Annotated in this window: 9 protein-coding genes and 1 pseudogene; 4 read left to right on the forward strand and 6 right to left on the reverse strand. The window is 71.1% G+C overall.

The annotated features are described in order from the left end of the window. Positions 1-27 precede the first annotated feature (27 nt). Together JG540_RS05800 and JG540_RS05805 are read left to right on the forward strand one after the other, a co-directional pair. Complete coding sequence (locus JG540_RS05800) at positions 28-1395, forward strand: MFS transporter (protein WP_200274716.1); 1368 nt, start codon at positions 28-30, stop codon at positions 1393-1395. Between the two features lie 71 nt (positions 1396-1466). Further along, positions 1467-2306, forward strand: coding sequence for a PI-PLC domain-containing protein (locus JG540_RS05805; protein WP_200274717.1), 840 nt, complete (start codon positions 1467-1469; stop codon positions 2304-2306). Positions 2307-2412: 106 nt separating this feature from the next. On the opposite strand, the gene acnA is transcribed toward JG540_RS05805, so the two are convergent. The 3 genes and pseudogenes from acnA to JG540_RS05820 all read right to left on the reverse strand — a co-directional run. Then, a complete protein-coding gene (gene acnA / locus JG540_RS05810) occupies positions 2413-5115 on the reverse strand; it encodes an aconitate hydratase AcnA (RefSeq protein ID WP_200274718.1) in 2703 nt (900 codons plus the stop codon). A 141-nt stretch (positions 5116-5256) separates the two neighbouring features. Beyond that, entirely contained in the window at positions 5257-6672 is a 1416-nt protein-coding gene (locus JG540_RS05815) for a class I SAM-dependent RNA methyltransferase (RefSeq protein ID WP_234042697.1), read from the reverse strand. A 145-nt stretch (positions 6673-6817) separates the two neighbouring features. Then, positions 6818-8850: pseudogene (locus tag JG540_RS05820) on the reverse strand (APC family permease); the annotation flags it as partial. A 59-nt stretch (positions 8851-8909) separates the two neighbouring features. Between JG540_RS05820 and JG540_RS05825 the strand changes: the two are divergent. After that, positions 8910-9575, forward strand: coding sequence for a potassium channel family protein (locus JG540_RS05825; protein ID WP_200274719.1), 666 nt, complete (start codon positions 8910-8912; stop codon positions 9573-9575). A gap of 1 nt (position 9576) precedes the next feature. Then, positions 9577-10299: a potassium channel family protein gene (locus JG540_RS05830; protein ID WP_200274720.1), complete on the forward strand. Its 723-nt coding sequence runs from the start codon at positions 9577-9579 to the stop codon at positions 10297-10299. Here the strand turns inward: JG540_RS05830 and JG540_RS05835 are convergent. The 3 genes from JG540_RS05835 to JG540_RS05845 are packed head-to-tail and all read right to left on the reverse strand — an operon-like array spanning position 10274 to position 12239. After that, positions 10274-11152, reverse strand: a complete 879-nt coding sequence (locus JG540_RS05835; RefSeq protein WP_200274721.1) for a DUF3159 domain-containing protein — start codon at positions 11150-11152, stop codon at positions 10274-10276. The two genes, JG540_RS05830 and JG540_RS05835, sit on opposite strands and share 26 nt — an antisense overlap. Beyond that, on the reverse strand, positions 11149-11523 hold the full coding sequence (locus JG540_RS05840; RefSeq protein WP_200274722.1) for an OB-fold nucleic acid binding domain-containing protein: 375 nt from the start codon (positions 11521-11523) through the stop codon (positions 11149-11151). Before JG540_RS05840 ends, JG540_RS05835 begins: the two co-directional genes overlap by 4 nt. Continuing rightward, the gene (locus tag JG540_RS05845; protein ID WP_200274723.1) at positions 11520-12239 is read right to left on the reverse strand and encodes a DUF3710 domain-containing protein; all 720 of its coding nucleotides are present in this window, start codon (positions 12237-12239) and stop codon (positions 11520-11522) included. The genes JG540_RS05840 and JG540_RS05845 overlap by 4 nt, the downstream gene beginning before the upstream one ends. Between the last annotated feature and the right edge of the window lie 32 nt (positions 12240-12271).

A 12271-nucleotide genomic window follows, 5' to 3' on the forward strand; every position in this document is an offset into this window, starting at 1 on the left:
CCAACCACCTGCCAAGGAGGAGCTTCAATGAAGAAGGTGCTGAGTTCCTTCGGTTTCGCACCCCGTACATTCATCCAGCTGGTGTTCATCACCGTCAACGCCCAGCTGTTGTACGCCTTCTGGGACATCCGCAACACCCTGCCCAAGGACTTCCCCGTGGCCATGGGGGTGACGGACGCCCAGGCTGGTCGCCTCTACTCGATGCAAGGCCTGGTCATCATCCTGGGCACCATCCTGCTGGGCTGGATCGGTGACCGCTTCAGCGTGCGCACGATCATGGTCCTCACCACTCTCGGGGTGGGCTCTATATCGCTGTTCATCTCCGTGCTCTCCCCCAGCCTCTCCTTCCCGGTGCTGCTCACCTGCTTCTTCCTGATGCTCCTGCTCAGTGAGGTGCTGTTCAAGCCAGCCAACTTCAAGGCGGTACGCACCTCGACCTCCGAGGAGCACCAGGGGGCGGCCTTCGGCATGTTCGAGTTCGGGCGTGGGCTGCTCGCCTTCCTGGTCTCCCTGCTGTGGACCGTCCTGATCGCCAGCGGCGTCGGGCCCCGGGGGATCATGCTCACCGGCTCCGCCATCGTCCTGACCACCGCCGTCCTGGTCTTCTGGGCGGCACCTAAGGACACCCGGGTGGGTGACGACAGCACCGTGAACGCCTCCACGATCGACGCCGTAAAGGGGGTCTGGCAGGTCGCCAAGCTGCCGGTGGTGTGGATAGCAGGGCTGAACGTCTTCTGCGTCTACGGAACCTTCGTGGCGGCAGGCACCTACTTCGCCCGTTTCCTGCAGGCTGGCTACAGTTCCTCGGCCCTGGTCGCCGCCGTGTTCTCCACCGTGGTGATCGGGCTGCGCATGCTGCCGCTGGCCTCCTCCGTGCTCGTAGAGAAGGTGTTCAGGTCCACCTCACACTTCATGCGCTTCATGTCCGCGATCCTGGTGCTGCTGCTCCTGGGTATTGCCGTCCTGCTGCTGACCAACCCCGCTAGCGTCTCCAGCTTCCCGGCCGGTCAGGTACCGGAGGACATCGTCTCCCAGGGCGTGATGACCACGCTGATCGTCCTCATGCTGCTGGCATCCGGGTGCTGCTTCATGATCCGCGGCGTCTACTACGCCCCCATCGGCGAGTTCAACGTACCCGCCAAGCAGTCCTCGGCGGCCATGTCCTTCGCCATCACCCTGGGCTACGTGCCTGCGCTGCTGGGGCCGGTGGTGTTCGGCGGCCTGATCGTCCCCTCCGTCAAGGACGACTCCGGCCAGGTCATCACCGAGGTGCTCACCCCCACCAGGACCCTGGGGGCGGCCTTCCTGGGCCTGGCCGCCCTGACCGCGCTGGCCTTCCTGCTGTCCTGCCTGCTGATCTGGCTCAAGCAGCGCCAGGACCGCCTGTCCGCCTGACTGGTGCCTCGGGCCAGGCGCCGCCTGCGCGCCCTCCCCGCAGGCTCCCGCCGTCCTGAGAGGAGAGCCTCGTGAAACCGGAGACCGCCACCTCCCTGGTGGCCCACCTGCCTGACCACACCCCCTTGTGCGCGCTCACCGTGCCCGGCACCCACGACACGATGACCAGCACCTGCACCCACCCCTACTACCGCACCCAGGACCTGAGCCTGGCGGACCAGCTGGCGGCGGGGGTCAGGTTCCTGGACCTGCGGCTGCGGCGGACCATGGTGGCCGCCCACCGGGAGTGGGTCAGCGACGTCACCGCCGTCTCCATACTCGCTACCCTGCGCAAGCACCTGCGGGACCACCCCCGGGACTTCATCCTGGCCAGGTTCCAGAACGCCAACGAGGCCAAGGACGACTTCCCCGCCTACGGCCCGGCCCTCCAGGCGCTGATCCGCCCAAACCTGGACCTTTTCTGGGTGCCGGAGCACGCCTCCGGGAGGACGCTGTGGCCGACGGTCGGCCAGGTCCGGGGCAAGGTGGTGGCCTTCGAGTGCTCCCCGCCGCAGCTGGGCCTGGCGGTCCTGGACGGACAGCCCTGGGCGGCCCCCTGGCACCAGAACCCGGGGATCCTCCTGCAGGACGACTGGGACGGGCCGCCGGTGGGCTCAAAGCTCGCGCAGGTCCGCAGTCTCTACCAGCACACGGGTGACGCTGACCGGCTGGTGCTCAACCACGTCAGCGCCACCAACGGCTCGCTGGGGACGCCAGGTGCCTACGCCGAGCGGCTCAACCCGCAGGTCCGCAAGCTGGTGTCGCAGGAGCCAGGACGGGGGGTGCTGATCTTCGACTTCATCGACGCGGGGACCATTCAGGCCGTCTGGCAGGCCAACCAGCAGCCAGCCGGGGTGCCGGGCCGCCGGTAGAGGGCCTCTATCACAGAGGCAGAGGCCGTGGAGGCGTTAGGTTCCTCCGCAGCCTCAGACCAGGCGGACCTGGCCCCGCCTAACCGTCCGTCCCTCCTGGAGGCCCCTACCTGGAGCCGCGCACCAGGTTGCGCAGCACGTACTGCAGGATGCCGCCGTTGCGGAAGTAGTCAGCCTCCCCGGGGGTGTCGATGCGCACCACGGCGTCGAACTCCACCACCCCGCCGTCGGCCTTGGTGGCCGTGACCTTGACGGTGGCCGGGGTGGTGCCGGCGTTGAGTGCCGTCAGGCCGGTCACGGAGTAGGTCTCCGTGCCGTCCAGTCCCAGGCTGCTGGCGCTGTGCCCGGCGGGGAACTGCAGGGGCACCACGCCCATGCCGATAAGGTTGGAGCGGTGAATACGCTCAAAGGACTCCGCCACCACCGCCTTGACCCCCAGCAGGGCCGTGCCCTTGGCCGCCCAGTCCCGCGAGGAGCCGGAGCCGTACTCCTTGCCGCCCAGGACCAGCAGGGGCACCCCGGCGGCGGCGTAGGCGCGTGAGGCGTCAAAGATCGTCTCTTGCTGCCCCGTGAGGAGGTTGCGGGTGTAGCCGCCCTCCACGCCGTCCAGCAGCCTGTTTCGCAGGCGGATGTTCGCGAAGGTCCCCCGGATCATGACCTCGTGGTTGCCGCGCCTTGAGCCGTAGGAGTTGAAGTCCTTGCGCTCCACGCCGTGCTCGGCCAGGTAGCGCCCGGCCGGGGAGTCAGGCTTGATGGCCCCGGCCGGGGAGATGTGGTCGGTGGTCACGGAGTCGCCCAGCAGGGCCAGCACGCGGGCGCCGGTGATGTCGCTGACCGGGGTGAGCTCCATGGTCAGCCCCTCGAAGAAGGGGGCCTTACGCACGTAGGTGGAGTCCTCGTCCCAGGCGAACACGTCCCCCTGGGGGGTGTCCAGGCCGCGCCAGCGCTCGTCGCCCGCGAACACGTCAGCGTAGTCGCGCGTGTACATCTCGCGGTCGATGGTGGCGTCGATGACGGCCTGCACCTGCGCGGGGTCGGGCCAGATGTCGGCCAGGAACACGTCCCGCCCCTCCTGGTCCTGTCCCAGCGGCTGGCGGGCGAAGTCGAAGTCCATGGTCCCGGCCAGCGCGTAGGCGATCACCAGCGGCGGGGAAGCCAGGTAGTTCATCTTGACGTCGGGGTTGATGCGCCCCTCGAAGTTGCGGTTGCCGGAGAGCACGGAGACCACCGCGAGGTCGGCCTCGTTGACGGCGGCGGAGACCTCGGCGGGCAGCGGCCCGGAGTTGCCGATGCAGGTGGCGCAGCCGTAGCCCACCAGGTTGAAGCCGAGCTCGTTCAGGGCGGGCCACAGCCCGGCCTTCTCGTAGTAGTCGGTAACCACCTGGCTGCCCGGCGCGGTGGAGGTCTTCACCCAGGGCTTGCTCTTGAGCCCCTTGGCGACGGCGTTGCGTGCCAGCAGGCCTGCGGCCACCATCACGGAGGGGTTGGAGGTGTTGGTGCAGGAGGTGATGGAGGCGATTACCACGTGCCCGTGGTCCAGCTCGGTGCGGGTGCCGTCGGCCAGGGTCACGGGGGTGGACCTGCTGGTCTCGGCGGCGTATCCGGGCAGCGCCTGGGCGAAGGCCTCCTGGGAGCGGGACAGCTCGATACGGTCCTGGGGGCGCTTGGGTCCGGCGATGGAGGGCACCACGGTGGACAGGTCCAGCTCCAGGTACTCGGAGAAGACCGGCTCCTTGTCCGGGTCGTGCCACAGTCCCTGGGCCTTGGTGTACTCCTCTACCAGGCGGACGCTCTCCTCGCTGCGCCCGGTCAGGCGCAGGTAGTCCAGGGTGACCTCGTCGATGGGGAAGATCGCCGCGGTGGAGCCGAACTCGGGGCTCATGTTGCCGATCGTGGCCCGGTTGGCCAGCGGCACGGCGGACACGCCCTGCCCGTAGAACTCCACGAACTTGCCCACCACGCCGTGCTGGCGCAGCATCTGGGTGATGGTGAGGACGACGTCGGTGGCGGTGGCCCCCGCGGGGATCTCCCCGGTGAGCCTGAAGCCCACCACCCGGGGGATGAGCATGGAGACGGGCTGGCCGAGCATGGCGGCCTCCGCCTCGATCCCGCCCACGCCCCAGCCGAGCACGCCCAGGCCGTTGACCATGGTGGTGTGGGAGTCTGTGCCCACGCAGGTGTCCGGGTAGGCCTGGGTGACCAGCTGCTCCCCCTGCGCCGTCGTCCGTTGCACCTCACGGGTGAAGACGGTGCGGGCCAGGTACTCGATGTTGACCTGGTGGACGATGCCGGTGCCCGGGGGCACCACCCGGAAGCCGTTCAGGGCTCCCTGCCCCCAGCGCAGGAACTGGTAGCGCTCCGCGTTGCGCTCGTACTCGCGCTCCTTGTTGGTCTCCAGCGAGCTGGACAGGCCAAAGGAGTCGATCTGCACGGAGTGGTCGATCACCATCTCGGCGGGGGCCAGCGGGTTGATGGCCTGGGGATCCCCGCCCAGCTCGGCGACCGCCTCCCGCATGGTGGCCAGGTCCACGATGCAGGGCACCCCGGTGAAGTCCTGCATGACCACGCGGGCGGGGGTGAACTGGATCTCCGTGTCCGGCTCGGCCTGGGGGTCCCAGTCGGCCAGGGCCTGGATATGGGCGGCGGTGACGTTGGCGCCGTCCTCGGTGCGCAGCAGGTTCTCCGCCAGCACCTTGAGGCTGTAGGGCAGGCGCTCCAGCCCGGGGACGGCCTGCAGGCGGTAGATCTCGTAGTCGCGGCCGTCCACGGTGAGGGTGTCGCGGGAGGCGAAGGTATCAAGACTGGTCAAGGTGTCGCTCCTGTCCACTTAGGCTGCGATTAGGACCTTGGTACCGCGGCGGCACGGGTCATGAGGCCACGTTATCCGACAACGTGTCATGGTGTGCGCGCACGGGCGGATGATCTTGCGCCCGCCTCCCGGCGGCCCCGTTCAGGAGGCCTCCCGCTCCAGCACGGCGACGGTCTCGAAGTGGTGGGTGTGGGGGAACAGGTCCAGGGCGCTCAGGTCCCGCAGGCGGTAGCCGCGGCGCAGGAAGGTGCCCAGGTCGCGGGCCAGGGCGGCCGGGTCGCAGGCCACCAGCACCACCCGGCGCGGCCCCAGGGCGCACACGGCCTCCACCACCTCCCGCCCGGCACCGGCGCGGGGCGGGTCTAGCACGACGACGTCGGCAGCCTCCTGGCCGTCGCCGAAGGCCCCGCCCACGCCGGCCACGGAGCGGGCGGTGACCCGGCCCGCGAACAGGCGGGCGGACGCCTGCTCGTGCAGGTTCCGGCGGGCGTCGTGGACGGCGGTCTGCGCCCCCTCCAGGGAGCGGACCTGCCCGGCCAGCAGGCTCAGCGGCAGCGTGAACAGGCCCGCCCCCGCGTACAGCTCCAGGACCTTGGTACCAGGGCTGGCTGGCAGGCTCCCGGCCCCCTCCCGGCTGCCGACGGCGGTGGGCCGCTCGGCCAGGGCTGCCCGCACCACCCGGTCCACCAGCACCTGGGGGGCCTGCCGGTGCACCTGCCAGAAGCCGTCGGCGTGCAGGTTGTAGCGCAGCCGCCCCAGGCCCAGGCCGGAGGCGTCCACCACCTCGTCCACGCGCCGTCGGGGGGTAGGGCGCCCCTGGGCGTTGAGCACCTGGCGGCCCGCCAGCACCAGCGGCTCCCCGGCGCTGGGGGCTACGGCGCGCACGGTGTCGCCCGGCCGCAGGCCCCGCCGCCAGCAGGCTCGCTCGGTGAGCCCCAGCGCCTGGATCTCCGGGACCGCCAGCGGCAGGTCGTGCAGGGCCAGGACCTCCTGGGAGCGGAAGCCGTGCATGCCGAGCCGGCCGTCGGGGGCCACCGCCAGACTGATCCGGGTGCGTGTGCCGGTACCCGCCCGCGCCCGCTCCTGGGGGCTCGGCGCGGTCTCTGCCTGGGCCTCGCTGGGCAGCGCCTTCACCAGGACGCTGCCACCCTGGGCCTGAGGCAGGTCGGCTACCGCCTCCACCACCTCCGGGCCGCCGATGCGGCGCAGGCAGTCCGCCAGGACCCAGCGCTTCCAGGTACGCTGGGCGGGCAGGGCCACGTGGCTGAGCTCGCCCCCGCCTACTCCCCCGGCCCCGGCCTGGTCCCAGGCGGGCGCCACCCGGTCTGGTGAGGCGGTGAGCACCTCGGTGGTCTCAGCCCGCCAGGAGCGGGCTCCCCGGGAGGTGACGCGGGCACGTACGGTCTCCCCGGGCAGGGCGTGCCGCACGAACACCACCGGCCCGGTGGGGTCCTGCTCCAACCGGGAGACGCAGTGCCCGCCGTGCGCGGGCGCCCCCACCTTCAGGACCACCTCCGCGGGCACCTCCTCCGGGCGGTGCGCTGCCGTGTCAGCCACGGGGGTCTCCTTCCTGTCCGCTGCCGGTCCTGCTGGCGCTGGCCTTAGTGCCACCGCCCTGACTGCCACCGGGCTGGCTGGCGCCCGCGACAGCGGGGGCCAGCGGGTGGGCGGGCCCCTCCCGGTGCTGCCGCGAGGTGGATGCCTGCCGCATGGCGTCGTCGGCGTGGGCGATGCCCTTGGCCTCCCGGGCGGGGTTGATGCGCATGCCGGCGCGCCGGTAGGTGTGGTCGGGCGCTCCCAGCAGCCAGGGCACGGAGGCCACCACCACCCCGGGGGTGAACAGCAGGGCGGTCTTGAGTCGCAGGGCCATCTGGTTGTGCAGGGCCTGCTCCCACCAGTGCGCCACCAGGTACTCGGGCAGGAACACCACCACCAGGTCGCGGGGGGACTCGCGCCGCACGGAGCGGACGTAGGAGACCACGGGGCGGATCACGTCCCGGAACGGGGAGTCCAGCACGGTCAGGGGCACCGCCAGGTCAGCCTCCTCCCAGTCCCGCAGCACCCGCTCGGTGCCGCCGTCGCCGATGTCCACGGTCACGGCCTCGATGGAGGTGGGGTGGGTGGACTGGGCGTAGCTCAGGGCCCGCAGGGTGGGCTGGTGCAGCCGGGAGGCCAGCACGATCGCGTGCACGTGCGCGGGCAGCAGCCGGGCCTCGTGCAGGTCAGCGACCGCCAGCTGCTCACTGACCCGCCGGTAGTGGCTGCGGATAGAGCTCATGACCAGGTAGAGCACCGCCATCAGCAGCAAGGTGATCCAGGCCCCCCGGGTCACCTTGGTCACCAGGACGATCAGCAGCACCAGGCCCGTGCCCGCCACCCCGATGGAGTTGATCAGGCGCGAACGGCGCATGCGGCTACGGCTGCGCGGGTCGGTGGCCAGGGCCAGCTCCCGGGTCCAGTGCCGCACCATGCCCACCTGGGACAGGGTGAAGGAGATGAACACGCCGATGATGTACAGCTGGATCAGCCGGTTGGTCTCCGCCTGGAAGCCGATTATGAAGGCGATCGAGCCCAGCCACAGCACGATGATGCCGTTGGAGTAGGCCAGGCGGTCGCCCCGCTGGGTGAGCTGGCGGGGCAGCAGCTCGTCCCGGCCCAGCACGCTGGCCAGCACGGGGAAGCCGTTGAAGGCCGTGTTGGCGGCCAGCACCAGGATCAGCCCGGTGACCACGGTGACCAGGTAGAACATGGGCAGGAAGTCCGCGAAGACGGTGCGGGCGATCTGGCCGATCACGGGGTCCTGGTGGTAGGCCTCGCCCAGCGGCACGCCGTTGCTCAGCAGGTTGCGCTCAGGGTCCTCGACCATGCGCACGCCGGTGGCCCCCGCCAGGTGCACCACGCTCATGAGCATGGCGGCGGCGATCAGCCCCAGCAGCAGCAGCGTGGTGGCGGCGTTGCGGGACTTGGGGCGCTGGAAGCTGGGCACCCCGTTGGAGATGGCCTCCACACCGGTCAGGGCTGCGCAGCCGGAGGAGAAGGCCCGCAGCACCAGGAAGCCGCCCGCCAGGCCAGTCAGCCCGGCCTCCCAGCCCGCAGAGGGCACGATCTCGTAGGCGGAGGAGGCCGCCTGCCCCAGGGAGCCCCTGGCCTCCTGCACCAGGCCGGTCACGGCCATCGCACCGATCGCCAGCATGTACAGGTAGGTGGGGACGGCGAAGGCCCCACCTGACTCACGGGCGCCGCGCAGGTTCAGCAGGGCCAGCAGGGTGACGACGCCGACGGCGATCCACACACCTTGTAGGGGGCCAGCCCGGGCACGGCGGCCACCAGGTAGGAGGAGCCCGAGGAGATGGACACGGCCACGGTCAGCACGTAGTCGACCAGCAGGGAGGAGGCTACGGCCAGGCCCGCCCGCTCCCCCAGGTTGGTGGTGACCACCTCGTAGTCGCCGCCCCCCGAGGGGTAGGCGTGGACGGTCTGCCGGTAGGAGGCCACGACCACCACCAGCACGCCCACCACGGCCAGGGCGATCCAGGGAGACAGGGTGGTGGCGGCCACTCCGGCCACGGCCAGGGTCACCAGCACCTCGTCCGGGGCGTAGCCGACCGAGGACAGGGCGTCGGAGGCGAAGACCGGCAGGGCTATACGTTTAGGCAGGAGCGTCTCACCGAGTGCCGTGGAGGGCACCGGGCGTCCTACGAGCAGCCGTTTGAGGCTATCGGCGAAGTCACGCACGACAGGAGATGCTACGTCGCTCTACCAGCCTCGCATAGGACAGGGGTACGGTTGCGCCCGTGCACTTCGTCATCATGGGCTGCGGCCGCGTGGGTGCCTCGATGGCCACACAGCTGGACCGCATGGGCCACTCGGTGGCCGTCATCGACATGAACTCGGACTCGTTCCGCCGTCTGCCTCAAGCTTTCTCTGGCCGTAAGGTCAAGGGGGTCGGCTTCGACCGCGACGCCCTGCAGCAGGCGGGCATCGAGGAGGCCTACGCCTTCGCCGCCGTCTCCAACGGCGACAACTCCAACATCGTCTCGGCCCGGGTGGCCCGGGAGACCTTCGGGGTGGAGCGGGTGGTGGCCCGTATCTACGACGCGCGCCGTGCCGACGTCTACGAGCGCCTCGGCATCCCCACCGTGGCCACGGTGCGCCAGACGGCGGAGCAGATGATGCGGCGGATGCTGCCCGGAGGCACCACCCGGGAGCTCGACGACGTCTCCGGCGCGGTGACGCTGGTGCAGCCCGGGATGTCAACGGCCTGGGTGGGGGCGAGCGTGGACCTCGTACAGGAGCGCACCGGGGCGCGGGTGGCCTGGGTCTCCCGGGGCTCGTCGGCCTTCGTGCCCACCGGGGCGACCCTCGTCCAGGAGCATGACCGGCTGCACCTGGCCGTGGCCTCCGAGAAGGTTGCCGCGGTGCAGCGCACGCTGTCGCGCCCACCCGCCAAGGAGGTATGAGATGCGGATCATCATCGCCGGAGCCGGCTCGGTAGGCCGCTCCATCGCCAGTGAGCTCATCAGCCACGGGCACAAGGTGGACCTGCTGGACCGCTCCGCCGAGGCCATGCGGATCGCCTCGGTGCCGGACGCTGAGTGGCACCTGGCTGACGCCTGCGACGTGGACGCCTTGGAGGCCGCCGGGGCGGCTGACTGCGACGTGGTAGTGGCCTCCACCGGTGACGACAAGGCCAACCTGGTGATCTCCCTGCTCGCCAAGACCGAGTACGGGGTGCCCCGCACCGTGGCGCGCGTCAACAACCCGAAGAACGAGTGGCTGTTTGACGACACCTGGGGGGTGGACGTGGCGGTCTCCACGCCGCGCATCATGACGGCCCTGGTGGAGGAGGCCGTCAGCGTCGGCTCCCTGGTGTCCGTGTTCACCTTCCACCAGTCCGGGGCCTCCATGCACGAGCTGACGCTGCCTGCGGACTCCCCGGTGATCGGCGAGCTGGTGTCCTCGGTGGTGCTGCCGCCGCACACGGTGATCGCCGCGATCCTGCGCGACTACCGGCCCATCAACCCGGACGAGGACGAGCGCTTTGAGAAAGGCGACGAGATCCTGTTCCTCACGGCCCGTGAGGGGGTGGACCTCCTGGCGGAGATCCCGGCCCTGTTCAGTGCCGAGGACCTGCCCGTGGCCCCGCAGACCACGCAGGTCAGTGCCGCTCAGGCTCCGGCCTGACCACCGTCCACACGAGCCACAGGGTCACCACGAACAGCGGCACCCCCAGGGCCAGGCGGGCCACGCCCAAGGCCCCCAGGGCCGGCTCCCCAGCCAGGTACAGGGGCACCTCCACCACCAGCCGCAGCGCGAACATGGCCGCCAGGATCATGGTGCCCAGGTAGTAGCGGCGCCGCTGGCCGCGCAGCTGCGGCTCCTGACGCCACCGGAACCAGCTCCGGGACGGCTCCTCCTGCGGCGGCTGCGGGGAAGGGCCCGCCGTCTGCGGACCTGGTTCCTGGGCCTCTGCCTCCTGGGCGCTAGGGGCCTGAACCTGCGGCTCCGGGGTGCCTGGCTCCTGCGGGAGGGGCTTGTCCGCCCCCTCGGTGGCGGCCTGGTTCCACAGCTCCATGAGCACGCCGACCAGGGGGAAGCCCGCCAGCAGGGACAGCAGGCAGGCACCCAGCCAGCCGGCGTTGATGAGCAGCCCGGTGGCGTAGAAGTTCGCGGCCTCGCCGCTGCGCCAGGCCCACAGGGCGGAGACGGCGGCCAGGACGGCGCCGCTGAGCACCTGGTTCAGGCTCTGGCGCTGGGCCAGGCGGGCTACCAGGCCGACGGCGCTGAGCGCCAGGGAGGCCAGCAGCGCCGGTACCAGGGCGGTGGGCCGCAGCGCCAGCACCAGGATGAACACCAGGGTGGGCAGCACGGACTCCAGGGCCCCCCGCCAGCCCCCCACGGCGGCGGCCACGTCGAAGCGCTCAGCGTTGATGGCCCCCAGGCCACCGTGGCTGGGGGCCGGGCGCGCTGGAGAGGACGCTGGGGAGGCGGGGACGGCGTCCGGGGCCAGGTGGCCTGTGGTCTGCTCGTGACTCATGCTCCTGGCCCCACCAGCTCGTAGACCGGGTTGTAGATCAGGTGCCGGGACTGGCCTGCGGTGACCATGCCCTCAGCCACCAGGTGGGCGCCGGGCACGACCCCGGCGATGTCCCGCCGCCCCAGCCACACCAGGTCCAGGGCGCCGGTGCCGTCGTAGAGGCGGGCCACCAGCACCGGCTTGGCGGAGGCGGGCCGGTGGGTGACGGCCTGCAGCACCCCGGAGACGCGGGCGCGGTGACGCGGCTCCACCGCCGCCAGGGGCACGGTGCCCCGCCGTCGGGCCCGCTCCTGCTCGTCGCGGGCGGTCAGGTCCTCCCGGCTGGGGTGCAGGCGTGCGCGCACAGACCCCAGCAGCTCCCGCAGGCTCATCGCACCTCAGCGATGGTCGGGCCGGGCATGAGCGGGTCCAGGCCGGGCAGGTCCTCTACCTCCGGGCCAGGTGCCTGGCCGGGGGCGTGCAGCGGCAGGGGCTCGCGCGGGGGCCGGGGCAGGGAGTCACGGTGCACGATGATCCCGCCGAGGATCTCCTCCAGCGCGGTAGCGGCCTCCGGGGAGGTGGCGGCCGCCCCCAGGAAGTCGGCCCGGAGCATCCAGCGGGGGCCGTCCACCCCCACCAGTCGCAGGCCGGAGCGCACGGTCTTGCCGGAGGGGTCCAGCACCGGCACCACGGTGGACAGCTCGCGGCCGAAGGGCCCTTCCTCAACGGTGACCTCGCCGCCGTTGTCGGTGATCGTGGTGGTGATCTCCTGACGCACCTCGTCCCACAGGGACTCTGAGCGGGGGGCCGCGAAGACCCGCAGGCTCATCTGGGAACCTGCCAGCACCAGCGAGACCGAGGCGATGTCAGCACCAGGCTGGGGCGCCTCCAGGCGCAGCTGCATACCGTCCACCACCGGGATCCGCAGGGAGCCCAAGTCGATGCGGTTGACCTCGTCCTGCGGGGCCTGGCGGGAGTCCCAGGGACCGGTGGCGTCGTCTGCCGACGCGCCCTCCGGCTCCCGCTCCTCCTGGCTTACGGTCCCCTCCTCCTGGAGCGGCTCAGGAGCGGGGCCGTCCTTGCCTCGGCGTCGGGAGAAAAGTGCCATCGGGGCCTCGTTTCAGGTTGGACTGGTTCCTT

It is taken from the genome of Actinomyces weissii, assembly GCF_016598775.1.
GTDB lineage: Bacteria > Actinomycetota > Actinomycetes > Actinomycetales > Actinomycetaceae > Actinomyces > Actinomyces weissii.

Coding starts and splice junctions, on each gene's coding strand:
- JG540_RS05840 (WP_200274722.1), bottom strand. CDS start 11,523: ATGAGCCTGCGGGAGCTGCTGGGGTCTGTGCGCGCACGCCTGCACCCC.
- JG540_RS05830 (WP_200274720.1), top strand. CDS start 9,577: ATGCGGATCATCATCGCCGGAGCCGGCTCGGTAGGCCGCTCCATCGCC.
- JG540_RS05845 (WP_200274723.1), bottom strand. CDS start 12,239: ATGGCACTTTTCTCCCGACGCCGAGGCAAGGACGGCCCCGCTCCTGAG.
- JG540_RS05835 (WP_200274721.1), bottom strand. CDS start 11,152: ATGAGTCACGAGCAGACCACAGGCCACCTGGCCCCGGACGCCGTCCCC.
- JG540_RS05800 (WP_200274716.1), top strand. CDS start 28: ATGAAGAAGGTGCTGAGTTCCTTCGGTTTCGCACCCCGTACATTCATC.